Origin of the sequence: Paenibacillus validus NBRC 15382, assembly GCF_004000985.1 — a bacterium.
GTDB lineage: Bacteria > Bacillota > Bacilli > Paenibacillales > NBRC-103111 > Paenibacillus_G > Paenibacillus_G validus.
Map to the genome: position 1 here is coordinate 1 of NZ_BIMH01000050.1, position 26,562 is coordinate 26,562.

Annotated in this window: 22 protein-coding genes; 20 read left to right on the forward strand and 2 right to left on the reverse strand. The window is 37.3% G+C overall.

The features are described 5' to 3' along the window. Positions 1-208: 208 nt before the first annotated feature. Positions 209-2,692, reverse strand: coding sequence for an O-antigen ligase family protein (locus PVA01S_RS22305; RefSeq protein WP_127609663.1), 2,484 nt, complete (start codon positions 2,690-2,692; stop codon positions 209-211). A 223-nt stretch (positions 2,693-2,915) separates the two neighbouring features. On the opposite strand from PVA01S_RS22305, the gene PVA01S_RS22310 reads away from it, so the two are divergent. The 19 genes from PVA01S_RS22310 (at position 2,916) to PVA01S_RS22400 (ending at position 24,667) form a co-directional block, all read left to right on the forward strand. Next, on the forward strand, positions 2,916-3,707 hold the full coding sequence (locus PVA01S_RS22310; RefSeq protein ID WP_127609665.1) for an ABC transporter permease: 792 nt from the start codon (positions 2,916-2,918) through the stop codon (positions 3,705-3,707). A 14-nt stretch (positions 3,708-3,721) separates the two neighbouring features. Further along, a complete protein-coding gene (locus PVA01S_RS22315) occupies positions 3,722-5,020 on the forward strand; it encodes an ABC transporter ATP-binding protein (protein ID WP_127609667.1) in 1,299 nt (432 codons plus the stop codon). A 25-nt stretch (positions 5,021-5,045) separates the two neighbouring features. After that, complete coding sequence (locus PVA01S_RS22320) at positions 5,046-6,596, forward strand: HAD-IIA family hydrolase (RefSeq protein WP_127609669.1); 1,551 nt, start codon at positions 5,046-5,048, stop codon at positions 6,594-6,596. Then, positions 6,568-10,449, forward strand: coding sequence for a glycosyltransferase (locus tag PVA01S_RS22325; RefSeq protein ID WP_127609671.1), 3,882 nt, complete (start codon positions 6,568-6,570; stop codon positions 10,447-10,449). Before PVA01S_RS22320 ends, PVA01S_RS22325 begins: the two co-directional genes overlap by 29 nt. Before the next feature lie 38 nt (positions 10,450-10,487). Then, a complete protein-coding gene (locus PVA01S_RS22330) occupies positions 10,488-11,612 on the forward strand; it encodes a glycosyltransferase family protein (protein ID WP_127609673.1) in 1,125 nt (374 codons plus the stop codon). Beyond that, positions 11,602-13,410 (forward strand): DUF3329 domain-containing protein, encoded by a 1,809-nt coding sequence (locus PVA01S_RS22335; protein ID WP_127609675.1) that lies wholly within the window; start codon positions 11,602-11,604, stop codon positions 13,408-13,410. Before PVA01S_RS22330 ends, PVA01S_RS22335 begins: the two co-directional genes overlap by 11 nt. An 8-nt stretch (positions 13,411-13,418) precedes the next feature. Continuing rightward, the gene (locus tag PVA01S_RS22340) at positions 13,419-13,817 is read left to right on the forward strand and encodes a sugar 3,4-ketoisomerase (RefSeq protein ID WP_127609677.1); all 399 of its coding nucleotides are present in this window, start codon (positions 13,419-13,421) and stop codon (positions 13,815-13,817) included. Then, the gene (locus PVA01S_RS22345) at positions 13,814-14,371 is read left to right on the forward strand and encodes an acyltransferase (protein ID WP_127609679.1); all 558 of its coding nucleotides are present in this window, start codon (positions 13,814-13,816) and stop codon (positions 14,369-14,371) included. The genes PVA01S_RS22340 and PVA01S_RS22345 overlap by 4 nt, the downstream gene beginning before the upstream one ends. 1 nt (position 14,372) lies before the next feature. Further along, positions 14,373-15,461: a DegT/DnrJ/EryC1/StrS family aminotransferase gene (locus PVA01S_RS22350; protein ID WP_127609681.1), complete on the forward strand. Its 1,089-nt coding sequence runs from the start codon at positions 14,373-14,375 to the stop codon at positions 15,459-15,461. Next, the gene (locus tag PVA01S_RS22355; RefSeq protein WP_127609683.1) at positions 15,451-16,392 is read left to right on the forward strand and encodes a glycosyltransferase family 2 protein; all 942 of its coding nucleotides are present in this window, start codon (positions 15,451-15,453) and stop codon (positions 16,390-16,392) included. Before PVA01S_RS22350 ends, PVA01S_RS22355 begins: the two co-directional genes overlap by 11 nt. Then, positions 16,376-16,750, forward strand: coding sequence for a GtrA family protein (locus PVA01S_RS22360; RefSeq protein WP_280531828.1), 375 nt, complete (start codon positions 16,376-16,378; stop codon positions 16,748-16,750). Before PVA01S_RS22355 ends, PVA01S_RS22360 begins: the two co-directional genes overlap by 17 nt. A gap of 14 nt (positions 16,751-16,764) precedes the next feature. Next, positions 16,765-17,640, forward strand: coding sequence for a glucose-1-phosphate thymidylyltransferase RfbA (gene rfbA / locus PVA01S_RS22365; protein ID WP_127609685.1), 876 nt, complete (start codon positions 16,765-16,767; stop codon positions 17,638-17,640). Between the two features lie 20 nt (positions 17,641-17,660). Continuing rightward, a complete protein-coding gene (rfbC, locus tag PVA01S_RS22370; RefSeq protein ID WP_127609687.1) occupies positions 17,661-18,206 on the forward strand; it encodes a dTDP-4-dehydrorhamnose 3,5-epimerase in 546 nt (181 codons plus the stop codon). A 17-nt stretch (positions 18,207-18,223) separates the two neighbouring features. Next, the gene (gene rfbB / locus PVA01S_RS22375) at positions 18,224-19,231 is read left to right on the forward strand and encodes a dTDP-glucose 4,6-dehydratase (protein WP_127609689.1); all 1,008 of its coding nucleotides are present in this window, start codon (positions 18,224-18,226) and stop codon (positions 19,229-19,231) included. Continuing rightward, positions 19,231-20,061 carry a dTDP-4-dehydrorhamnose reductase gene (rfbD, locus tag PVA01S_RS22380; RefSeq protein ID WP_127609691.1) on the forward strand — a complete coding sequence of 277 codons (831 nt, stop codon included), beginning with the start codon at positions 19,231-19,233 and terminating at the stop codon, positions 20,059-20,061. The genes rfbB and rfbD overlap by 1 nt, the downstream gene beginning before the upstream one ends. 14 nt (positions 20,062-20,075) lie before the next feature. Continuing rightward, positions 20,076-21,014 (forward strand): glycosyltransferase family 2 protein, encoded by a 939-nt coding sequence (locus tag PVA01S_RS22385; RefSeq protein WP_127609693.1) that lies wholly within the window; start codon positions 20,076-20,078, stop codon positions 21,012-21,014. A 38-nt stretch (positions 21,015-21,052) separates the two neighbouring features. Further along, positions 21,053-21,919, forward strand: a complete 867-nt coding sequence (locus tag PVA01S_RS22390) for a glycosyltransferase family 2 protein (protein WP_127609695.1) — start codon at positions 21,053-21,055, stop codon at positions 21,917-21,919. Between the two features lie 11 nt (positions 21,920-21,930). Then, positions 21,931-23,337 carry an undecaprenyl-phosphate glucose phosphotransferase gene (locus PVA01S_RS22395; protein ID WP_127609697.1) on the forward strand — a complete coding sequence of 469 codons (1,407 nt, stop codon included), beginning with the start codon at positions 21,931-21,933 and terminating at the stop codon, positions 23,335-23,337. A gap of 127 nt (positions 23,338-23,464) precedes the next feature. Then, on the forward strand, positions 23,465-24,667 hold the full coding sequence (locus tag PVA01S_RS22400) for an outer membrane lipoprotein-sorting protein (protein WP_127609699.1): 1,203 nt from the start codon (positions 23,465-23,467) through the stop codon (positions 24,665-24,667). Positions 24,668-24,757: 90 nt separating this feature from the next. Here the strand turns inward: PVA01S_RS22400 and PVA01S_RS22405 are convergent, their stop codons facing one another. Continuing rightward, a complete protein-coding gene (locus tag PVA01S_RS22405; protein ID WP_127609701.1) occupies positions 24,758-25,222 on the reverse strand; it encodes a hypothetical protein in 465 nt (154 codons plus the stop codon). Positions 25,223-25,327: 105 nt separating this feature from the next. On the opposite strand from PVA01S_RS22405, the gene alr reads away from it, so the two are divergent. Next, a complete protein-coding gene (gene alr, locus PVA01S_RS22410) occupies positions 25,328-26,524 on the forward strand; it encodes an alanine racemase (RefSeq protein WP_127609703.1) in 1,197 nt (398 codons plus the stop codon). Positions 26,525-26,562: the final 38 nt, after the last annotated feature.

Genomic DNA, 26,562 nt, shown 5'->3' on the forward strand with positions numbered 1-26,562 from the left:
CAAGGGCCGCGGCACCAGCGCGCGCGGCAAGGTCCGCTCCAAGGCTGCGCCGGAAGCGAGCGCGGCCGAAGGCGCGGGGGCGAGCAGCCCGCACATCGGGGGTATGTCTCCCGCCTGGCAGCAGCTGTACGCAGCCGTAAGCCGGGTGGCCCGGCGGGAGGACTAAAAGAAAGGAGCTATTCCTTCATCGGAATAGCTCCTTTCTTATTTATTTGAGATTCACTAAAAATTGAACTTCATTCTTCTCATTCGGATCCGCTGCGACCAGCTTGTCGTAAACCGCTTGGTCGTTCTTGCCCTGCTTTTGCAGCGCGGCAAGGTACCATCTGGTGTTCTGGCGAGTAAAGGCATCTGCAAGGTTATCGCTGACTCCTATGCGGAGCATGTTCTCGGATTCCGGATATTTCTTTTGTAAGTAATAAATTTGTCCAAGTGAGAAGCCCATTTGAGGGGTCAAACTAAATTCATTCCCTTGCAACTGCTCTTTAGGCAAGCTGGCTAGCGCTTGTTTTTGCGATTCGAATCGATGATAAAGCTCAATTGCCTTGGACCAGTATTGCTCTTGACTTTGCTGATCCCGCTTCTCGAAGGCTTGTGCCCCGAGTCGGGTGGCCAGATCGATGGCCTTCTCATATAAGGCTACTTTCCACGGGAAGTTGTCAATTTGTTCACTTGCCAGGTTTAATGCCTCTTGTTGGTTATCCTTCAACAAATAGCTTTGAATCTTTCGTTCGATCAAAAAATAATCGAAAGGTTCTTTTTCCCTTGCTTGATCGATCAAGGATACGGCTTCCTTATAATAGTTCTCATCCTTGGACTGCGAGTATACTTGAAATAAAATCGCTACTTTCTGAAGCACGTATTCCGGATGAGTCGGACGCTGCTCTAAAGCCAGATTCAAAGGTGCAATGAGTTGATTAAAGTCCGTATTACCGGATGCCAGTAAATTTTTCGTTGTTGTATAATTGCGGTTTGCGCTGACCAGTTGTACGGCATTGAAGAATAAAATAAACGATAGAACAACCAGAATAGATGGGAATGCCCACTTTTTAGTACCGAGTGTTTGCAGCCATGCGGCTTTTACCTCTGACGTATCGGAAGAAACCATCGCCCCCATGCAGAGAAAAAGGAGTAAGCCCAAGTATACGAAACTTAAGTCGAAGTCCAGTGCACTGTGAACAAGCAGCCCAATCGCGATGATGTAGAAAATAAATCTATGCTCTCGCTCTTCCTCGTTCTGTCGTAAATAGTTCCTGATGTAAATATAGAAGATGGACAGAAGGATGAGGATGAAGATAATACCCCCGACAATTCCTGTTTCTACCAAGTACTGCAAGTAAAAGTTGTGTGCTTGTCTGCTGGTGTAAGGGTTGTTCTGGTACTTCTCGTAGAGCGAGCTCCAAGCCCCGCCCCCGGCGCCAAAAACAGGATAATCCTCGAACACTTTAATGGCGTCCTTATAAAATGTACCGCGCTCCAGTACACTGTGCTGTTGAAAGTTAATGTTCTCGATACGGGTACGGATATTTTCCGGGAGCATCTTTGTTACGCCCGTATCGTTCAGGAGCAGCACCGCTCCGATCGTTCCTGCAACCACAACAATAAGCGGCAAGCCGATGTGGGAGAAACGCTTGCTTTGCAGCTTATCAAGCTTACGCTGTAACCAAGGCTCTACGAACAATTGAATCAATACCGCAAGGACCGTATACCCGAGCGAACAAAGGATCAGGCTCGTCCAAGCGCTCAGAGCCGTCTGCGAATCATATGTTTTGAATAACTGCACGCCTACGGTTGTGACTTGATTCAGGATGATGAAAGATAAAACAAATGAAATTAGCAAGTGAAGCAGGTATGTTACTTGCTTATAAAGCTTCAGGAACGGGAGCACGAGCAGTACAATGACCGGCAGCACAACTAAGGCGCCGCGGGACAGCGTAACGAAGAAAGAGATGATGATCGGCACGACAAACAGGGCGTGCAACGCTATCGTGTACCAGCGCTTGGAGGTCATCAGCATATGAACGGCGCACAAAAGGATCGCTATCAAATATCCGGCGTATGTATTCGCATACTGGAACACAGAAGTCAGACGCGGACCATTGGAGTCCTCCATGACCGCATGCTCATAATACTTCAGTAGGCCCATGTCAGCAGCGAACCAATTGACTAAACGGAAGACGCCTTCCTTCTGCCCGAGCCAGTTCAGCAAACCGAAGGCCACAATAACGTACGCTGATGCGATCAGCAGATATTTAAGAAAGGTTAGTCCGAATTTCGCGTTAGATATATAATACGCCAGCAAGAAAAATGCCACATAAATAATTTGGATGTAAAACAAATTAAAAGCAAGAGTCGACGACGCTGCCGAAAATGTCGAAATCAAGTAAGAAATGGGGATCAGCCATACGGCAATCGTTAGCAAATCGGCTTGCGTTTGTAATTTCCAGTGATAGAAAAGAAAAACCGACAACAAAAAGAAGATAATGCACGTCCATACTAGTGATGAGAAAATCGGTCCTTCAAAAGAGGAGAAGTTCCCGTTGAACAATGCTTTCTGGAACGGAGCCCAGAAGAGGAAGAGACTAGTGATGCCGAGTAAGATCCACAATAGGATTGAGTTTGCGCTAGTTGAGGTTGAAGCTGATTTCTTGGTTCCGCTGTAATAGCCGGGTTGAGGCTTTTTCGTGCCCATGGGTATGCTCCTATCTAACTAAAATTCTATGTTATACGACAAAAATTTTATCATATTTAAGAAGAAGGAGCCAAATGTTAATTTTATTGGGGGGTTTCTTATGAATAGTAGTTTTAAAATTATTAATTTGCTAAAATATTTAATAGATGAGAGGGAATTGAAAGATTTAGAGTCTATGACTGTGTTAAACTATTAAGCAGCATAAAGTAAGGGGCTATATTAAATGGTTTCATTCATATTAGATTTAATGAAAAATAGAAAGATGATCTGGACTCTTGCAATCAAAGATGTGCAAACGAAATACCTAGGTTCTGTTCTTGGAATAGTTTGGGCCTTTGTCCAGCCAACGATTAGTATACTTATTTATTGGTTTGTATTTCAAATAGGTTTTAAATCTACGCCTGTTGGAGACATTCCGTTTGTACTCTGGTTGCTGACGGGACTTGTCCCGTGGTTTTTTATCTCTGAAAGTATTTCTAGTGCTTCAAACTCAATCATTGAGAATTCTTACCTTGTGAAAAAAATTGTATTCCGAGTGAGTACACTGCCTATAATTAAAATTATTTCTTCGTTATCAATCCATGTTTTTTTTATTGTAGTGTTGTTTGTTTTTTTTATATGCTATGGTTATGCATTGGATTTGTATGTATTACAGGTAATATATTACCTAATAGCAAGTGTCATACTTGTTTTGGGTATATCTTGGATAACATCAACATTAGTAGTATTCTTAAAAGATGTGGCTCAACTTATCGGTATGGGCTTGAATTTCTTTTTTTGGTTAACACCTATTTTTTGGAATATGAGTATAGTCTCTGATAAATATATCTTTCTTTTTAAATTAAACCCATTCTTCTATATTATTGAAGGTTACAGGCAAACATTTATTTATAAAGAATGGTTTTGGGAGCATCCGTTTCTAACGGCTTACTATTGGATCATTACTCTGGTTATCCTCTCTGTAGGCGTATGGTTGTTCAAAAAATTACGTCCTCATTTTGCGGATGTTTTGTAGGATGTGAACTTAGAATGGCGACAAATGATATAATAATTGATGTTAAAGATTTAACAAAAATATATAAGATTTATGATCATCCAAAAGATCGATTAAAAGAAACGTTGAATCCGACAGGAAAGAAGTATCATAAGGAGTTTGCAGCCTTAAATAAGATCTCCTTTCAAATTGGAAGAGGGGAAGCTGTTGGGATTATTGGAAAAAATGGTTCAGGGAAATCTACTTTGTTAAAAATTATTACGGGGGTTTTAACACCTTCATCAGGAAATATTGCTGTTCATGGTAAAGTAGCGGCACTATTAGAATTAGGTGCTGGTTTTAATCCTGACTTAACAGGAATAGAAAATATTTATTTAAATGGAACCCTTATGGGTTATAGCAAAGATGAAATGGATAAAAAGATATCTGAAATCATATCATTTGCAGATATTGGTGAGTTTATAAACCAGCCGGTGAAAATGTATTCAAGCGGTATGTTTGCTAGACTTGCATTTTCGGTAGCCATCAATGTAGATCCTGATATTCTAATAATAGATGAGGCTTTATCCGTAGGTGATATTTATTTTCAAGCTAAATGCATTGCAAAAATGAAACAATTGGCTGAGAAAAGCACTATTTTATTTGTATCACATTCAATGGATTCGATTAAAAGTTTCTGTAATAAAGGTATCTTGTTAAGCAAGGGTGAAATTGTAAAGATTGGTGAAGTAAAAGAAGTAGCCCAAACTTATGAAAATATGATTAATCAAGAAGTTGCGGATATGAACAAAGTCAAATCATTGGAAAGTTTTATGAGTGGAGAGTCCGATGTAGAGAAAGAATTAGCCATAGAAAATGACCTCGAGTTTGAAGCAAGGGCTAATCAATTTCGTTCTGGCACAGGCGAAGCAAAATTTATTAGGGCAGATTTGCTGGTAGATGGAAAGATCAGCAATATAATACCTTTTGGTTCAACTGTAACATTACGTTTAATAGCAAAATATTACGTAGATGTTGATACAGAAGGAACCATAGGCTACATGGTTAGAAACCATAATGGGGTCGACGTCTTTGGAATGAATATTTATAACACAGCTAAGCTTGTACCTACAATGAAGTCTGGGCAACTGTTGGAAACAAACTTTACTTTTAAAAATTTACTTTCAGAAAGCGGAAAATATACTGTTTCCATAGGTCTGAAACCTAAACCGTTTGAGCCTTTATATTTTGATAATGTAAGTATTGCAGTAGTGTTTGAAGTTCCCCCCATCGAAAAAAATTATGTTCCAGGTCTCATTTTTGTGGAAAATAAAATAGTGGTTTCCATACATTAGCGGAAATCTAAAGGGGCATCAGAAAATGAAAGCAGTTATTCTTGCAGCAGGAATAGGGTCGCGTCTAAGACCAATTACTAATGAGAAGCCGAAATGTCTTACTTTAATTTACGGTGAATCCTTATTGGAACGCCAACTAAGTCAATATGAAAGAAACGGTATTACTGAAGCTTACGTTGTTATAGGATACCGTTCTGAAGAAATTTTAAGCTTAAAATTAAAATCTAAATATAAAAAAATGAAAGTTATATTTATTGAAAATGAAGATTTTGAGTCTACGAATAATATGTACTCCCTATATTTAACGAAGAGATATATCAACGGTTCACCGTTTCTGTTAAGTAATGGTGATGTTATATTTGAAGATGGCATTATTCAAAGAGTAGTGAAGCATAATAAGACAGATCTTATTGCAGTCGATACTGGTGTTTATATGGAAGAATCAATGAAAGTTACAACCGATACAGCAGGCTTTATAAGAGATATATCCAAACAAATAAAACAAGATGATTTTTTTGCCTGCTCTATTGATCTGTATAAATTTTCAGAAGAATCGTCCTTGATATTATTTAATGAGTTAACAGAGATAATCGAAAATAAAAATAACCTTAAAGAATGGACAGAGGTTGCTATACAAAGTCTCTTGCTCAACAATCAATTAATGATGAACCCATGTGATATCAAAGGGTTGAAATGGGTTGAAATCGATGACAATCAAGATTTGGCAAAAGCTGATCTTTACTTCTCCAGAATAAATCAGAGCCTGGGCCATGTTATTGAAACAAAATCTCAATTCTTTATCGATTTAGATGGAACTTTGTTTGTAGGAAATAACTTGATACCTCATTCCGATAAGTTTATAAAAACTTTAAAAGAACAAAAAGTACCTTTTTATTTACTATCAAACAACTCATCTTACTCAAAAAATAAACTAGTAAACAAATTAAAGTTGATGGGAATAGACGTCACAGAAAGTGATATTTTACTTTCAACGGACGGTGTAATTAATTATTTGAAAGAAGAATTAATCAAAAAAACTTTTGTACTAGGTACCAAAGACATGAAGGATATGTTGTTCAACGAAGGTATTGAAGTTGAATCAGGCGATCCTGAACTGGTGGTAATCGGCTATGATACAGAATTAACTTACTCAAATTTGGCCAAAGTTTGTTCTTTTATTAACAAAGGTATCCCTTATATTGCAAGTCATTGTGATCTTACTTGTCCAACGCCTGACGGGCCGATACCTGACATTGGTTCAATAACTTTAATTATTGAACAGGTAACGGGTCAAAAGCCAAATAAAGTCTTCGGAAAGCCAAATGCGGAAATGGTCAAGCATATTATAAAAAATAATGAATCTGTTTATGTCATTGGAGATAGGCTGTACACTGATATGAAATTGGCATTAAATATAAGCGCTAATTTTATTTGTGTTTTAAGTGGGGAAACATCAAGGTCAGCTATTGAAAAAACATCGGTGTTTCCGGATCTTATAATTAATCGGGTGTCAGAACTGATCCCATATTTAATTTTGGAGGAGTCCAATGGCTTCGATAGCAATAATCATTCATAATTTAATTCTATTTGAGACTTTGGAGCCTTTAATAATAAAACTTGATAATAACGATATTTCCTACGATATAATTATTCCGAGATTAGAAGATCAGTGGGGTGAAATGACTAGAGATACGTATTTACATCTGGAGCAGAAAGGATACCGTGTGTCTTTTTTGGAGTTTGCACCTGAAGTGCATTACAAAATCGCATTGTATCCCTACTTACCTTATTATATCGAAGTTAATGCCGATTATAAGATCAGATATCAATACGGACTAGCCAAGCCAACCTGGAATCTTGATAGTTGGGGAGTAAAATTCGATCTTTCTTTCTGCAGCAGTACTTATGATTATAATGTATTAAAAGGGTATACTCGAAGCATAATTACCGGACCTATTAAATTTGCAAATTATAGACTCAATAGAAGCACACAAACTGGAGAAAAAATAAGATTACTATATCTTCCAACCTATGGCCCGGAATGCTCGCTTGAAAAAATTTCGCACGAACTTTATTCATTAAAAGATGAGTATGATATTACAATAAAGCTTCATCATGGTACCTCTTTCTTAGAACCGGAAAGAGTTAAATTGGCAAACACAATTTGCGAAAGAGTGCTAGATCACAAAACGCCGCTTGAACAATTATTGTACAAAACAGATGTCATTCTTTCAGATGGCTCTGGTGCCATATTTGATTCTATAGTTTCCGATACTCCTGTGATTGTATTCCAACCTGTCCATCCAGAGAAATTTGAAGGTATCCCAGCACTTGAGGAACTTATCATATTAAATGATATTGTACCGTATTGTGAAAAACCATCTGATCTTCATAAGACGATACTAAATGCTTTAAATGATGACTACGCAGATAAAAGAAAAGTTTTTCGGGAAAATTATTTTCCTGTTCTCGGTACAGAGACCCTTGATTTATGCTTAACAGAAATAAAAAAGTTTTTAATAGATGAAATAGATGTCTACTCTAAAGCAGCTCATACAAGGTTGAACAAAAATATCTCAAAATTGGAGAAAGCATCTCTAACATATGGTGAGCAGTTACAAACAATAAAAGAAAAACTCGATTTCACTGAACAAGAAATGTATAAATATCATACTGAGCTAAAATTGGTTAGACAAGAATTGGAAGAAAAAAATAAGCTGATTGAATCCATTGACCAAATATCTCAAGAAAAAGAAAGAAACATTTTCACCTTAAAGGAAACCATTACTGCACTGCAAGATAATGTTGTTGCATTGAAAGAAAATATAAACGTAACCGTTCAAATTAAAGAATTATTAATCAATAAGCTTGCTAATAATAAAGTTTTGCTGGAAAACTTAGAAAATCAAAATGTTTACTTGCAAAATGAGCTACAAAGCAAACATCAAAGTTACTTAGAACAAGTTGAATGGAATAAAGGATTAAAACAAGAACTAGATAATATATATCATTCGAAACGATGGAGAGTGGTTAATCTTTTGAGATCTATATTGGAAAAAACCAAAGCTATCTACTTAGTAAAAGCCTTTACCATATATAAAAAATACGGAATGAAAGTGCTTTTCATGAAAATGAAGAGTAAATTAAGGAGGGAAATAACAAATAATAATGATAGTAGTCTGGTTTCGAAAAGCTACAACAGTAAGAGTGAATTAAATTGGTATGAATATAAATTTTATAGATACAAAGAAAAAAAGAAAGACTCAAATTTATCCTTCCAAAATTATGAGGTTGCCTTAGAAAAAGATCTGGTATCAATTGTATTGCCGGTATATAACGGCGAAGATATGGTATCGGAGTCTATTGAAAGTGTCCTTAACCAGACTTATAAAAGATTCGAACTCATTATTATTAATGATGGATCTAAAGATCGGACCGCCCAAATCATAGATGAGTATGCAGCCTTAGATCAACGAATCATTGTAGTTCATCAAGAAAATCGAAAAATACCTAAGACACTATCACGCGGATTCAGATTGGCACAAGGTGAGTACTTAACGTGGACAAGTGCTGATAACGTTATGGAGCCTGAGTTTCTTGAGGTATTAGTAAATGAGTTAAAGGCGAACCCTGAACTTGGGATGGTCTATGCAAATATGCGCCTGATCGATGAAAAAGGTGAATTACTAACCAATCACGGGTGGTACGAGGAGTCTAAAGACCCTACAGTAGTTAATCTTCCGTATTCAACCTATGAGTTAAATGTATATCCTAATAACACGATAGGCGCAGCCTTTATGTATCGTGCAAAAGTTGCACATATCTTGGAGGATTACTCTTCTTTTAAGCATACTCTAGAAGACTATGATTATTGGATGAGAGTTAACTCACTCTTTGAATTGGCACACACTAATACAAGCAAACCAATCTATAGATACAGATTTCATGATAAGTCATTAACTTCACAAGATAAAGAGCTTGGAATAACCGCTAATCGTTATAAATTAATGGTTCTGGATGATTATCGACGAGATTATTATTTGTCCCCTATGATTTGGGTTATTCATGGAGATTCTGTAATCAAATCTTCAATAATTTCTGAAATAGAAAAACGTGGACATCTTATACTTTCAGCTAACCAAATCAAAAGTATGAGTATTAATATGTCAATTCCAATATGTAATTTAGTGTTTGAAGATTCAGGGGAAATGGTGTTGGGCAATGGATACAAAATCCTTTGTACTTCGTTTTATACCGGGAATCAAGCAAATGATTGGGATATAGTTATACAATGTAATAATCAGGGAAATAGTAGCCCGTTGGAAGAAAAGTATACAGGAGTATATAAAATTATAGACCCATCTTCAATTATATCTTTTATCGATATGAAAATAAAAAATAGACACCTCTATAAAATTGAAGGGGAAATAGAATCAGAACGAATTTATACTAAAAAATTGACTGTAATTATTTGTACTTACAAAAGAACATCAAAACTTATGAATGCCATTAATTCTTTAATTGATCAAACATTATCTGAAGATCAATATGAAATTATCATCGTTAACAATGATTATCTTAATAATGAGATCAAACAACTGATATTAGAGATCTCGCAAAATCATAAATTGAACGATGAGTTTATTCGATATGTTGTTGCTCCAATCAAGGGTCTTTCCTTCGCAAGAAATGCCGGTCTTTTCGAAGCAAGAGGTGAAAATCTTCTTTATTTGGATGATGACATTGTTGCCACAAATGATTTGCTTTTTGAAACCGTGCGTTGTTTTGAAGAACATCCAGAAGCAGGCGTAATTGGTGGTAACATCGTATTAAAATATCCGGGGGATAAACCGGAAATAGTCAGACCCGGCATGGAAGCACTTTGGAGTCAATTGATAGTACCTGGAGAAACATTTAGCGAATCTAATTATCAGTGGGAATTTCCCTACGGAGCTAACTTTGGAGTTCGAACTGATGCTTTAATGAGAATTGGTGGTTTCCGAACCTCTTACGGTAGAAAGGGTAATGATTATGCAGGTGGTGAAGAGATCGTTGTATCCTACTTAATGAAGCAAATAGGTCTGAAAGTGGGATTAAATCCAAAGGCAACTGTTTATCATGACGTTGACTTGGACAGATATACAGAAGAACATGTAAGAAAAACAGTGAAAGCAAGTGTTATAACTAATTATCAACTTCAAAAGGATTTATACGCTCCGATGGAATCGGATATAAATTATGATAGAGAGCGTCTAGAAATATTAAAGGAAGAATTGAAAGCATTACTTGTTAAAGTCCCTTATAAAGGTATTGAATATGACATCCTGCTACAGGAAAGTCAAATATCAGCCTATGAAGAACTTATCGATATCAAATTAAAAGATTTTACAATAATGAAAGAAGCGGTTATTACGAAAATTGGCACCTGAAAAGGTGCCAATTAAATTGTTCTAAGAGAAGGTGTAAAATGAGGATTCTATATTTTTCTCCAATATATTGGGATGATCTAAAACAAAGACCTCAACACATAGCAGAAGAATTGTCGAAGGAACATGAGATAATATTCGTTGAACCATCCATTAGCTTGTTTAGGAGTTTATTTATTAGAACAAAGGACTTTCAAGAGAAGATAAGTATAATATCCGATAATCTGAGAGTTTATCGCCCTTCAGGTATCTTGAATATACCACGGTCTTTAGATATATTTTCTTTAAACAAATATATTGAAACTTATAAATTTCGTGAATATATTGAATGGTGTGATGTTATTTGGTTAGGAAGTCCTATTTTTTATTCTATAATTGCTAATGAACCAATTAAAAAAACAGTATATGATAAAATGGACGATTATGCAGCTTTAACTACAAATCCAATATTGAAAAAAGTTATTACCATGCAGGAGCAAAAATTAGTTAAACGTGCAGATATTATATTTGTTTCTAGCGAAAAATTAATAACAAGCTTTATGGAATCCTTAAATAAGAAAATAAAAATAATTAGAAACGGCATTGATGTGAATAATTTATATTCAACGGCTTTTCCAGAAAATATAGTCGAAAAAATTGTAAGTTTGAAAGAACAAGGAAATATTATATTTGGGTATATAGGTACAGTGGATCATTGGTTTGATTATGATGCAATTAAAGTAATCATAGGAAAAAAAACTAATTTTCATGTTGTTATTGTTGGCAGAGATAACGTAAAAGCAAATAGATTAAAATCAAAACAATTGCACTACTATGAACCTGTCTCAAAAGATAAGTTGTTTGCAGTAATTGAATGTTTTGATTACAGTTTATATCCATTTAAGAAGAGTCAAATGTTAGATACTATTAATCCTGTTAAAATTTATGAATACTTAGCTTGTAACCAGAAAGTGATTTCGGTTAAAAGTAGTGAAACAATAAGATTTAACAGTTTAAATATATATGCAAATTATACCGAACTCGATATAATCCTTGATAATCTTCAATCAATTGATAAACCATTCGATATGTTAAAGCTAGATGATTTTCTTGAAAAAAATTCTTGGAATTATATTAGGGCTAAAATAGAGCATACTTTAAAGGTGGAGTTAAATTGTGGGCAATAAATCAAGGCTGTATTTTGCTATGCTTTTCTTCTCGTTGTTTGCTATCTACTTTCTAATCGTCAATATTTATGCACCTGAATTTGCGGATGACTATGTAAATAGTTATATAAGAGGAACTTCTTACAGGATGACTACATTTGCAGATATAATAAAAAACACGTATTTAGTTTATATTGGCTGGACAGGCCGATTCACTTCTAGTTTTTTAATGTATCTATCAATATATGCGGGAGATATGTTTTTTAATGTAGTAAATACTATTGTAATAATTTTATTTTTCTTTTTAGTAAGCTTATACATCAACTCAAAAGAAGTTAAGTTTGATAATATTATCCTTATAGTGTTTTTATTCTGGTTTGGTTTACCTGTAATCGGCGAAACAGTATTCTGGACCACAGGTTCAATAGTTTATCTATGGACTACTGTAATATGTTTATTATTCATGTTACCCTACAGATATCTTTTTGGTGAACAAAGTACACCTTTGGACAAGTATCCCAAATTTTCTGCTTTACTAATGGCTTTTATGGGTTTTATTACAGGTGGTACCGTTGAAAATTTCGTACCTGTGTCCTTTCTAGCTATTGTTCTATTCTATTTATATTTGAGAACAAAAAAGAAAATGATTCCAGGTTGGTTTTATTCTGGATTTTTAGGCTTGTTTGTAGGCTTTCCGTTCTTAGTATTATCTCCAGGCAATTCAATAAGAGCTAAGGTTGAAGGTGTTGAAAATTTTAATAGATTTGATATTAGTAGAATATATTATTTCTTTACCTCGGTGTTAAAAGATATTTATTTACATCAGTTTATTCTTGTAATTTTTTTTCTTGTTTTAGTGGTATTATTATTTGTTATGAAAATTTTGAGAAAAGATAAAAGTAGTTTTATAAATGAAAAACAAGTACTATTAGCAGCATTGTTTTTCATTATGTCAGTTTTAATGCAGGTTATAATGATTATGTCTCCATATTTTCCTTTAAGGACTTCTTTTATCGGTGCAGTTTTTCATTTAATAGCTATTGTAATCTTATATAATTATATAAAACAAATAATTAATAATAGAGTGGTTAATATTATTTTATCAGTGGGTTTATTAATTCCATTGACTTTTTCATTAAATATAGTGTTAGTTCAGTATAAAACACTTCATCAACAAACTAATGAAAGAATGCAAATAGTATCACAAAGTGTCGAAAATAATATAAAAGACGTAATACTGCCCAAATATAGTGTTGTTGAACATCCTACATTTGATCAGGGGAGCAGGCATGTCTTTATTAGAGATATAACAGAAGATACAAAAAATTGGACAAATGAAGTTTTCTCAAAATATTTTAATTTGAATAGTGTTAGAACAGTACAGAGTCAAGCTCTTGAAACAGAGATTGATTTTAAAAAATCAATAAGTATATATTCTAGTGACTTTGAATTTAATAAATCTTTCATTTTAAAAGACATTCGGTATTTTCGTGAAGGTTCTACATTGACATTTTATTTTCAATTTGATCCCAAAACAAACACTGAGATCTTTTCAAATAAGGTTCTATATTTTCATGCTTATTTAACAGAATCTGATCTAGAGAAGTATAAAGGAAAAGAAGATGTTCAATATGGATTTATAAACTGGGATATAGTCCCAGATGTTATTAGAACTCCAAACAATTTGATTTTAGTAAAGAAAACAGTTAACACAGATCTTGACCATTTTCCTAAAATATCAATTGGTATTTATGATTACAAGAATGGTAATGAAGGACAATCGCTAGAGGTGACAGATATAACCTTAAAAGAATTTTAGGAGGCATTATGTCCAGTAAAATCATTCAAACACAACAGCTTGGGGATGAGCGAGGATATCTTTCTGTTATAGAAGGAAATTTAACAATTCCTTTTGAAATTAAAAGAGTTTTTTACATCTACGGAACTAAGGAAGGAATCAGAAGAGGATTCCACGCGCATTACAAAACAAGACAGGTCCTTGTTTGTGTTTCTGGTCGTTGTAAAATATTTTTGGATAATAGCAAGCGTAAAGATGTGGTTGAACTGAATACTCAAACAAAAATGCTCTTATTGGAACCTGAAGACTGGCATGAAATGTATGATTTTAGTGATGATTGTGTACTTCTGGTTCTAGCATCGCATCATTACGATCCACAGGACTATATAAGGGACTATGAACTCTTTCTCGAGGTGTATGGAAAATGACATACTATAAGCATCCAAATGCTCTAGTCGAAACGGATAATATAGGAAGAGATACAAGGATATGGGCGTTTTCTCATATTTTACAAGGCGCTGTAATTGGTGAAAATTGCAATATAAATGATCAAACTTTTATCGAGAATGATGTGATTATTGGAAATAATGTGACTGTTAAATCCGGTGTGTATATTTGGGATGGTGTCCGAATCGAAGATAATGTCTTTATTGGCCCGAATGTAACATTCACAAATGACTTGAAGCCTAGGTCAAAGCAATATCCTAAAAAATTTGAGCAGACTATTATTGAAGAGTGGGCTTCGATCGGCGCCAATGCTACGATTATTGCAGGAAATCGTATTGGCAAATATTCAATGATAGGGGCTGGATCTGTTGTTACAAAAGATATTCCAAACAATACATTATGGTATGGTAACCCTGCAAAAATGAGAGGATATGTATGTAATTGCGGGGAGAAACTTACGAATGAATTAAAGTGTAATAAGTGTAAAAAAAACTACGAATATGTTGGAAAAGAAATCAAATTAATAGGTGAATAACATGATCCCATTTCTAGACTTGAAAGAAATTAATATCAGACATGAAGCAGAGATTACTAATGCAATGAATCGAGTACTTCATTCGGGGTGGTATATTCTCGGTCAAGAAGTCGATCAATTTGAAAAGGAATTTGCTGATTATTGTGGAGTAAAGCACTGTATAGGAGTAGCAAATGCCTTAGATGCTCTAACTTTGATCATTAGAGGTTATGGTATTGGTATTAATGACGAGATTATTGTTCCATCAAATACGTATATTGCTTCCATCCTGGCGGTATCAGCAAATGGAGCTGTTCCCGTATTAGTTGAGCCTGAGCAAGGGACTTTTAATATCGATCCTACCCGAATCGAAGAAAAAATAACTAAAAATACAAAAGCAATTATGGTAGTTCATTTGTATGGTCAAGCCTGTAATATGAAACCTATCCAAGACCTAGCTCGCAGGCATAATCTGAGAATTATCGAAGATTGTGCCCAAGCGCATGGCGCAATTTATGAAGACAAGCGGGTAGGGAATCTTGGTGATGCAGGTGCCTTTAGTTTTTACCCTGGGAAAAATTTAGGTGCACTTGGTGATGGAGGGGCTATTACAACAAATGATGACCAATTAGCGAGCCAGTTACGTGCAATCCGGAACTACGGTTCTCACAAAAAATATGAGAATCTGTATAAAGGCGTAAATAGCAGACTAGATGAACTGCATGCAGCCTTGTTAAGGGTAAAATTACGTTACCTTGATGCTGATAATCAAGCTCGTAGAAAAATTGCCCAATATTACTTAGATCATGTACACAATGAAAAAATTATTAAACCTTTTGTGCAGAATATGCCTGAAAGTCATGTTTGGCATTTATTTGTAGTACAAACTGAAAGCAGAGAACATCTTCAAGCTTATCTTCAGGATAAGGGTATTCAAACACTAATTCATTATCCGATTCCTCCACATCACCAAAAAGCTTACGAAGAATGGAGCCAATTGCAATATCCAATATCGGAGGAGATTCATCGAACGGTGCTCAGTTTGCCGATAAGTCCGGTTATGCCATTAGATCAAGTTCAAGTGGTTGTGGAGGCCCTTAATGCATACTGAAGAAGACAAAAGAGTTTTCTCTATTGTAGTTCCTGTTTATTATAATGAGTTAAACATACCACACACCGTTCCGCGGCTTCAAAATTTACAAAAACTTTTGCCGAGTTATAATTTTGAGTTCATTTTTGTAGATGACGGTTCTAAGGATAATTCATTAGAGTTATTGTTACAGCATAAAACTAAAGATTCCCGTATAAAGGTTATAAAATTGAGTAAAAACTTTGGTTCTATGTCCGCCATTCAGGCGGGACTCACCATAGCTAAAGGAGATTGTGTTGGAATAATCGCGGCAGATTTACAAGATCCGCCTGAACTATTTGCAGAAATGATTAGAAAATGGGAAAATGGGATAAAAGTAGTAATGGCTACGCGCCAAGATCGGGAAGAGTCTTTTTCTCAAAAGCTTTTCTCAAATAGCTATTACTTCCTGATGGAAAAATTGGCAATAAAAAACTACCCTTCTGGTGGTTTTGATTTTGTATTAGTTGACAAACAAGTCGTGAAAGAAATTAATTTAATTCATGAAAAAAATACGAATATTATGAGTTTAATTTTTTGGCTCGGGCATGAACAAGCTTTTATTCCGTATGTTAGGCAAGAAAGAAAGCTGGGCAAATCCAAATGGACACTTTCCAAAAAAATAAAATTATTTGTTGATTCGTTTGTCAGTTTTTCTTATGCCCCAATTCGGTTTATGTCCTCGATTGGAGTAATAACTGCAATTATTAGTTTCATGTATGGAATTTTTGTAATAGTAAATGCATTTCTTGGAACGGTACCGTTACAAGGTTGGTCAACGATTGTTGCATTAATAACCTTTTTATTGGGATTAATTATGGTCATGTTAGGAATAATTGGAGAATACCTCTGGAGGATATTAGATGAAAGCAGGAAGCGTCCTGCATATATTATTGATGAAATTTATCAATAAACAGTTTTTGTTGTTTATATTGCTTGGTGTTTTAAATACAGGTATGACGTATTTGCTGTACCTATTGATGTTGTCGTTTGCGCCCTATGGTATTTCATATACGATAACCTATATACTGGGTATTCCGGTATCCTATATTTTGAATTCAAAGTTTGCTTTTAAAACCAAGCTATCTTTTAGAAAAATGTTTCAATATCCTTTAGTATATATTATTCAATATTTAATAAACATGATTTGCATGTTTTTACTTGTTGATTTGTTAAATATTGATGATAAATTTAGCCCTATTGTAGTGACAATAATTACAGTACCGGTTACTTATTTACTAAGCAAGAAAATTATCACCAATAAAGTTTAAAGAGGTAATGAACAATGCGTAAAGGCATAATATTGGCCGGGGGAAGCGGAACTAGGCTTTATCCTTTAACTAAAGTGGTGTCAAAGCAACTCCTTCCTGTTTACGACAAACCCATGATTTATTATCCGTTATCCGTTTTAATGTTAGCTGGGATTCAAGAGATATTAATTATCTCTACTCCTCAAGACATTGAAAGCTTTCAAAGACTATTTGGAAATGGACATTTTCTTGGCTTAGATATAAAATATGAAATCCAATCTTCTCCGGATGGTATAGCACAGGCATTCTTAATAGCAGAAAAATTCGTTGGTGACTCATCAGTTGCTTTAATATTAGGCGATAATATTTTTTACGGTCCTCGGTTTACTTCTATACTTCAGAATGCTTCAAAACAATCTAGAGGAGCAACCATTTTTGGATATTATGTTAAAGATCCGGAACGTTTTGGTGTAGTAGAAATTGATCAAGACGGCAACGTAGTATCTATTGAGGAGAAGCCCAACGTACCCAAATCCAATTATGCTATTACAGGATTGTATTTTTATGATAATGATGTTATTGAAATTGCCAAAAGAATAACCCCTTCTGCTCGAGGCGAACTTGAGATAACAGACATAAATAAAATATATCTCGAGAATAAAACCCTGCATGTGGAGTTGCTTGGCCGTGGGTTTGCTTGGCTTGATTCAGGCACACACGAATCTTTACTGGAAGCATCCCAATATATAGAAACGATTGAAAAGAGACAAAATCTAAAAATAGCTTGTTTAGAAGAAATTTCATTTCGGATGGGATACATCACAAAAGACGATTTATTATCTTTAGCCAAACCTTTGAGCAAGAACGAGTATGGTCAGTATTTAATAAAATTAGCTAGTACAACAGTTTAACTTGCGCAGGAGGCCTGAAGGTGAAGTTAATTCACACAGAACTGCAAGGTGTCTATATTATTCAACCAGACGTTTATCAAGATCAAAGAGGATTTTTTCTAGAAAGCTATAATAAAGAAAAATTTAATGAACTAGGCATCGGTGTTACCTTGCTGCAGGATAATCATTCATTCTCTAAAGAATCAAATGTAATAAGAGGATTGCATTATCAAATAAATCCTTGTGCTCAAGCAAAATTAATTCGTGTTATTACAGGCTCCATCTTTGATGTGGTAGTTGATTTAAGAAAAGATTCAAGTACTTACGGGCAATGGATTAGTATTATTTTGGACGACAAAAACAAACAACAGTTATTTATCCCTCAAGGGTTTGCACATGGTTTCTGTACGATGCTACCAAATACTCATGTTATGTATAAAGTAGATAATTATTACTCGCCGGAGCATGAAAGGGGAATAAGATGGGATGATCCTGATCTTGCCATTCAATGGCCAACAAATAGCCCCATACTTTCAGGGAAGGATAAAGAGCTACCGTTATTAAAAGAAACTGAGATTACATTTTAAAGTTGGAGGAGTTATTTGTGAGACTAGTCATCACTGGTGGGGCAGGTTTTATAGGAAGTAATTTTGTCAATTACATGATCCATAAATATCCCCACTATCAAATCATAAATGTAGACAACTTGACATACGCTGGTAATTTAGAAAATCTTATAACTATTGAAAATGCTAAAAATTATAAATTTATACAAGCAGATATAGCAGATCCGATTGCTATGGAGAGTATTATTTCCGAAGATATAAGTGTAATCATTAATTTTGCAGCCGAATCTCATGTAGATCGAAGCATAACAAACCCTGGAGTTTTTGTTGATACTAATATTAAAGGAACACAAGTATTACTTGATTTATCCCTAAAATACAAATTGTCGAAGTATATACAAGTTTCTACGGATGAAGTCTATGGATCTCTAGGGCCAACTGGATTGTTTTCCGAAATAACTCCTCTTGCCCCAAACAGTCCTTACTCTGCTAGTAAAGCTGGAGCGGATCTACTGGTAAGAGCTTATCAAGAGACATATGGATTGACTACAAATATAACAAGATGTTCTAATAACTATGGCCCGTATCAGTTTCCAGAAAAATTGATTCCCTTAATGATTATTAACGCCCTTCAAGGGAAACAACTCCCTGTTTATGGAGATGGATTGAACGTTCGCGATTGGTTATATGTAGAAGACCACTGTTCTGCTATCGATTTGGTCCTTCATAAAGGAAGTCCGGGCGAAGTTTATAACATTGGTGGAAATAATGAAAAAACAAATCTTGAAATAGTAAATACAATTTTAAACAAATTAAATAAATCTGATTCATTGATTAAGTTTGTTCCAGATAGACTGGGGCATGACCGTAGATATGGCATTGATGCAGGTAAAATTAGAAAAGAACTAGGATGGGAGCCTCAACAAACATTTGAATCTGGAATTGAAAAGACGATTCAGTGGTATCTCGATAACGAACAATGGTGGGAAAGTATCCAAACTGGTACTTACAGAAATAAAAAACAGCTTATAAATAGGTGTCAATAATGAAAATACTAGTTACTGGAGCTGGAGGGCAGCTAGCAAGAGAACTCTTATGTTATTGTGAGAATATATATCCATTCAAAAAAGAAGAATTAGATATAACGAATAGAGACCAATGTGAAGAAGTCTATAATCGGATAAAACCTGACCTTATTATTCATTGCGCTGCGTATACGAAAGTAGATGATGCGGAAAATAAAAAAAGTGAAGCTTATCGGGTAAATTACCATGGGACTGTTCATTTAGCTGATCTAACTAAACAAAATAATAGTAAGCTGTGTTTCATTAGCACTGATTATGTTTTTGATGGCGAAAAGAGTTCTCCATATTTTGAAACGGACTATACGAACCCAGTGAATTTCTATGGAGTATCTAAAAGAGATGCTGAAGACTATATACAAAACAATGTACCTAATCATTATATAGTCCGAACATCATGGTTATATGGTAAGGTTGGGAATAATTTTGTAAAAACGATGATTAAATTGGCTAATATAAATCAAACGATACGAGTTGTTGACGATCAAGTCGGATCACCGACAAACGCTAATGATCTAGCTTATTTTATTATCCAACTGATCAAGACAGATAAATATGGTATATATCATGCTACTAATGGCGGAGAATGCTCATGGTTTGACTTTGCTAAACATGTTTTCAAGCAAATGAATATACATTCAAGTTTAGTGCCTATAAAATCTATCGATTATCAAACCGCTGCCAAGAGACCTAAATATTCTGTTTTAGATAATGGTAAGTTAAAAGCGGAAGGATTTAAACAATTGGATCATTGGAAAGAAGCGCTAGACCGGTTTCTCTCTACATTAAAATAAAGTTGGTTGTGAAAATGAAAAGTATGAATGGGAAGGTTGCTATACTACTCTCTGTTTATAACGGCCAGAACTATCTCGAGCATCAACTGAAGTCTATTTTTAAACAGACATACGATAATTTTATTCTTTTTATTAGAAATGACCGATCTACCGATGATTCTTTACAAATTATCAAGAAATACTGCTCTTTGTACCCCGATCACATCGTTTTCTTGAATGATACAAACAATCTGGGGGCTAAGCTAAGTTTTGGGTATTTACTAAAATATGTTCAGGATCATTATGAATTTGATTACTATATGTTCTCTGATCAAGACGATGTATGGCTTCCAGACAAAATTCTAAGGACCTTGGATAAAATGAAGCAAACGGAAGGTGATGGGAAGACACCTGTCTTAATTCATACAGATCTACTTGTAGTTAATAATCAGCTTGAACAGATTGATAAATCATTCTGGCACTATCAAAACCTAGATCCTGAAAGTATGGAATTTAACCGACTGCTTGTACAAAATAACATAACGGGATGCACGGTTATGATTAATAGTGCACTTGCCAAATTCCTCAAAGTGATACCAACAGAGGCAATAATGCATGATTGGTGGAGTGGGTTAGTAGCATCGGTTTTTGGAAAGATAGCTGTTGTTACCGAGCCAACTATTCTTTATAGACAGCATGTAAGTAACACACTAGGAGCTAAAAAGTTTAATACAAGATATGTAATCAGAAGAATCATTGAACCGATTGAAATCCATAAACACATAGCTCAAGCTCGTTATTTTTACAATCAATATTATGATATTATGGATAAAAAAAACAAAATTATACTAGTCCAATTTTTGCGATTGGAGCAATCAAACTATCTGTACAAAATCTATTTGATAGTTAAAAATAGATTTTTCAAAAGTGGCTTATTAAGAAATATCGGGTTTATTTTAAAACCTTTTTCGTAGAGAAAAGTAAAATAATACAACTAATATGAGGGTTTTCAATGGATATTAGTGTTATCATCGTCAGTTACAATACCTGCAAGATCACCTTAGATACCATTAAATCAGTGTATAAAAGTACTGGTGATGTTACTTTTGAAGTTATCGTGGTTGATAATGCTTCTCAAGATGATTCAGTAGAAAAAATAAAAGCACTATTTCCACAGGTAAGACTTGTCATTAATCAAACAAACGCAGGTTTTTCTAAAGCAAATAATCAAGGAATTATATTATCAAACGGCAAATATATTCTGTTGTTAAATTCAGATACTATCCTTGAAAAGGAATCTCTAGTGATAATGAAGGAGTTTATGGAGACGAATTGTCATTTAGGTGCCGCTGGCTGTAAGGTAGTACTCCCAGACGGTACGCTGGATAAAGCTTGCCGCCGCGGCTTTCCTACCCCTTCAGCATCCTTTTATTATGCTTTCGGCATATCTAAACTTTTTCCAAGTAGCCCTAGGTTTAATCAATACCAATTAAGCTATCTTGATCCTGACAAAGACTATCCCGTGGACTGTCTTGTAGGTGCCTTCATGATGGTCCGCCGCGAGACAATCGATCAGGTTGGAATGCTCGACGAGGATTTTTTTATGTATGGCGAAGATATTGATTGGTGTTATAGAATAAAAGAAGCAGGGTGGGGGATTCATTATTATCCTTATACCCAAATTACACATTATAAGGGCGCAAGCAGTCGGCGAAAGCCGTTTAAGATCATCTATGAGTTCCACAGAGCGATGTATTTGTTTCACAAAAAGCATTATGAAAAAAAATATTCATTTATAGTCAATGCCATGGTGTATACTGGTATAGCAATGAAATTAGCTATATCAATCTTGCTCAACAGATTCGGATCGGTGAAGTGAGGTGAGCGCATATTATACGACGAAGTCAAGGTTTTTTATCCCAAATTTATGCATTGACTGACTTTGTTTGTATTCAGGTTGTATTCCTGTTCTCGTGGTGGTTGAAGTTCCGAAGCGGATGGATTCCTTACGAGAATCCCCTCCCGATAGAGAATTACGCATTATGGAGTGTCGTATACGCTTGTCTTGTTGTGGGCATTGGGTACTTGTCTAATTTTTATACACCTAAGCGAAAGAAACGGTTCTCCTACGAGCTTTTCACCATTGTTCAAGTTTATACAATTAGTTTATTGATTTTGCTTAGTTTACTCTTTATCTTTAAAGAACTGGACGTTTCTCGTTCTTATCTTTTATTATTTCTTGTCAATAATATTTTACTTGTAAGCTTTTACAGATATATTCTCAAATCATCATTGAAACGTCTAAGGGAAAGAGGATTTAACAAGCAATTTTTGTTAATCTTAGGTGCAGGCACACTGGGTAAAAACTTTTACCAAAATCTCCAGCAACATCCCGAGCTTGGGTACGAGGTAGTCGGTTTTCTTGATGATTTTCAGCAAAAGCACGAGGCTGGGTTCGAAAGCTATAAACCGATCCTAGGTCGAATTGAAGATTTGGAACAAATTTTAAGCTCATTCCTGATCGATGAAGTTATCATCGCGCTTCCGTTAAATGCCCATAAGAAGTATGGTCAAATTATCAATATTTGCGAAAAAGCTGGCGTAAAGACACTGATTATTCCCGATTATTTCGATTACTTACCTTCTCGGCCCTACTTCGATAATTTTGCAGGTATGCCGTTGATTAACGTGCGGGATATTCCGCTCGATGAATTCCAAAATCGATTCTTCAAGCGTGTATTTGATATAACTTTCGCACTAGCTGCGATAATTATGACGTCGCCCTTGCTGATATTGATTGCCGTTGGCATAAAGCTAACCTCGCCTGGACCGGTTATATTTAAACAAGAGCGTGTCGGTTTAAATCGACGAAACTTTATGATGTATAAATTCCGATCAATGAGGGTGCAAAGTGAAGCTTCATCAGATACGAAGTGGACGACGGAAGATGACCCACGAAAGACAAAGTTCGGCGCTTTCTTACGCAAAACTAGCCTTGATGAGCTGCCGCAGTTCTTCAACGTGTTGTTTGGCCACATGAGTGTGGTTGGACCGCGGCCGGAGAGACCTTATTTCGTCGAGCAATTCAAAGAAGAAATTCCGAAGTATATGGTTAAGCATCATATTAGGCCTGGAATTACGGGCTGGGCGCAATCCAATGGACTGCGCGGCGACACATCGATTGAGGATCGCATTAAGTACGATATCTTTTATATTGAAAACTGGACTTTTTTGTTTGATATCAAGATCATCTGGAAAACCATTATCAATGGATTCATCAATAAGAATGCGTATTAACTCCTATAACCGGCCGGTTATAGGAGTTTTTATTTCCTCCCCCAACTTTGTCCGCATAATCGTCCAAGTCCCCACATAGACATGTTATCAAGTTGGACAATGACAATGTGGTGGAGGGATGAGAGCAATGCGGCGATTTAAATGGGCGGTAGCTCTGACGTTGTGCTTGAGCTTGGTGCTTTCGGGATGCGGATTACTTGGGAAGAAGGATGCAGGCTCGGTTGTAAGGGAATTGGACAGCATCGTCAACAAGCTGGATAGCTATCATGCCGAAGGCACGATGACGCTGAATACGGGGACGGAGCCGCAGGAGTATTCGGTCGAAGTTTGCTATATGGCGGAGTCGTACTACCGGATCGCGCTGACGAATGCGAAGAAGGACATCACCCAGATCGTGCTGCGCAACGATGACGGGGTGTTCGTGCTGACGCCGCATTTGAACAAAAGCTTCCGTTTCCAGAGCGATTGGCCGGAGAATCAAGGACAGGTATACTTGTACCAGTCGCTCGTGCAAAGCATTCTGATGGATAACGAGCGTCAATTTACGACGGACGATAAATCGTATGTGTTCGACGTAGCCGCGAACTACCAGAACGGATCGCTAGCCCGCCAGAAGGTATGGCTGGATAAGAAAAACTATGCACCGCAGCATGTGGAAGTGTCCGACACGAACAATAATGTCATGGTTGTTGTTAAATTCGAGAAGTTTGAATTCGGCACGAAGTTCGAGAAGGACCAATTTGATATGCAGCGCAACATGACGGGCTGGGATATGAAGACGCTGCCGACGCTGGGTCATGACCATGAAGGAGATAAAGCTGGAGCAGCCGATACGAAAGGTACGGATAAGGCTGTTAACGGGCAAGCAACCGGTGATAAAGCAGCAAGCGGAGCTCAAGGGTCCGACAGTAAGGCAAGCAGCGGTCAAGCGGGCAGCGCGAATGGGAAAACGACGGATAAATCGGCTGCTGCCGGCAATACCAACAAGCAGCAATCGTTCGGGATCATCGAACCGAATTACATCCCGAGCGGTGTAAAGAAGCAGGATACAACCGAACTGAAGCTTGGCGAAGAGAAAGCGGTCATGCTGCGCTACTCCGGTAAGTACAACTACTCGTTGATCGAGTCGCGTCCTCAGGAGAAAACGGTGTCTATTTTGCCGGGGGATATTCTGGATCTGGGCTTTACACTGGGCGTAGTGACGGGCGACGATAAGAAGACGTTGACTTGGACGTATGACGGTGTGGAGTTCCGTTTGTCCACGGGCGACCTGCCTGTGACGGAGATGATTAAGGTGGCTCAAGCGGTACAAGGAGAAATGGGTAAGTAAAAATTTCGGAATACTTGCAAGGTGAAGGCTGCAAACAGGGAATTAGTGGTGGAGGAGCAAGCAGATAAATATTACAAATCCCAATAAAAACTACACACAGGAAGTCTTTCTAGGCTGCATAATCGGAGCCAGGGGAGGCTTCTTTTCCTGTTCCAAATCATGGTATGGAGATTTTGCCATCATCATAAAGTAAGAAGAAGACCTGAAAGAATACGGTTTAAAGAAAGAGTCTCCCCAATAAGGCTTAGATACACGCATCGTTCCAGCGAAGCAAACCATGTTTCGTTTGGGAGTGTGTGGCAGAAGCTCTTCTGTAAGCCCGGAACGAATCCCTGTAACCTCAGCACGAACCTCTGTACCTTCCGAACGGACATCTGCAAGCTCGGACCGCACCTGCTTCACATCCGACTTAATCTCCCGCATTTCATCAAGGATCAAGTGCAGCACTTGTTCGCTCGATGTGTTCATCCCCTGTTGTTTGCTAATGTAATCATTATACCGTATTTGTGATACAGCAGTAAACACGAAGGTCCTATTTGTTAGCTCATTAAGCAAGGAGTCGGTTCCATCTCAGTCAGTTGTCAGGGTTCTGTTTGTTGACAGCCGGGAGTAGTCGGATTAACATAGGTAGGGTCAAAGAGGCAGAAGAAGGTGGAATATGTGGATTCTTTTTATAGACCTACACGCGTAGAAATAAGTTTAGATGCGCTGCGTCACAACCTGGAGGCGTTCCGGGCGGTGCTGCCTGCACATGTGCGGATGATGGCGGTCGTGAAAGCGGACGCTTATGGGCACGGGGCGGTTGAGGTGTGCCGCGAGGCGCTGCAGGATGGCGTGGAGTACATCGCCGTCGCTTTTCTCGATGAAGGGTTGGAGCTGCGAAGAGCGGGCATTACGGCACCGATGCTGGTGCTGGGCTATACGCCTCCGGAAGGGCTTGTGACGGCCTGGGAGCACGATATTACGCTAAATGTATATACGGATGAAATATTGGACGCCTGGGAGCGGCTGCAGCCCGCTGAATCCGCCGCCAGGCCGCTGAAGATACATGTTAAACTGGATTCCGGTATGAATCGTCTCGGGATTGGTCCGGAGGACGAGGCGATCCGTTTCATTGAACGGGCGAGACGGACGGCGGGGATCGAGGTCGAAGGTTTGTTCACGCATTACGCTTGCGCTGACGAAACGGACAAAAGCCATACGTTTGGACAGTACGCGAAGTTTGCGCGGGTCGTGGAACATTTCCGCGGTCAAGGGTTCGAATTTCCGCTTGTACATGCGGGCAACAGCGCCGCGGCGATTGATTTGCCGGAATATACGTTCAATATGGTGCGCTTAGGCATCGGCATGTACGGCTTGTATCCGTCCGAGGAAGTGAATAAACAGCAGGTCGCTCTCCAGCCGGTGCTGAGCATCAAGACAGGCGTAGCGATGGTGAAGCAGGTGCCTGCCGGCGAGGGCGTCAGCTACGGGGCGATCTACCGGACGAGCGGCGAGGAGACGATCGCGACGCTGCCGATCGGGTATGCGGACGGGTACTCGCGGATGCTGACCGGGAAGGCCGAGGTGCTCATACGGGGACGCCGGGTGCCGGTCGTGGGCCGGATTTGTATGGATCAGTGCATGGTAAACGCGACGGGTATTGCCGATATTTCGATGGAAGAAGAGGTTGTAATCCTAGGAGCTCAAGGCATCGAGAGGATCACGGCAGAGGAGCACGCAAGCTGGCTCGGTACAATTAACTACGAAATCGTCTGTATGATCTCCCACCGCGTCCCGCGGGTGTATGTGAAGGACGGGCGGGTCGTAAGGTCGGTGAATCCGCTGCTCAGGCATATGTGGGAACGGGAAGCCTAAGCGGGCGGATGGGCTGCAAATGCCGCATCATCCCTATC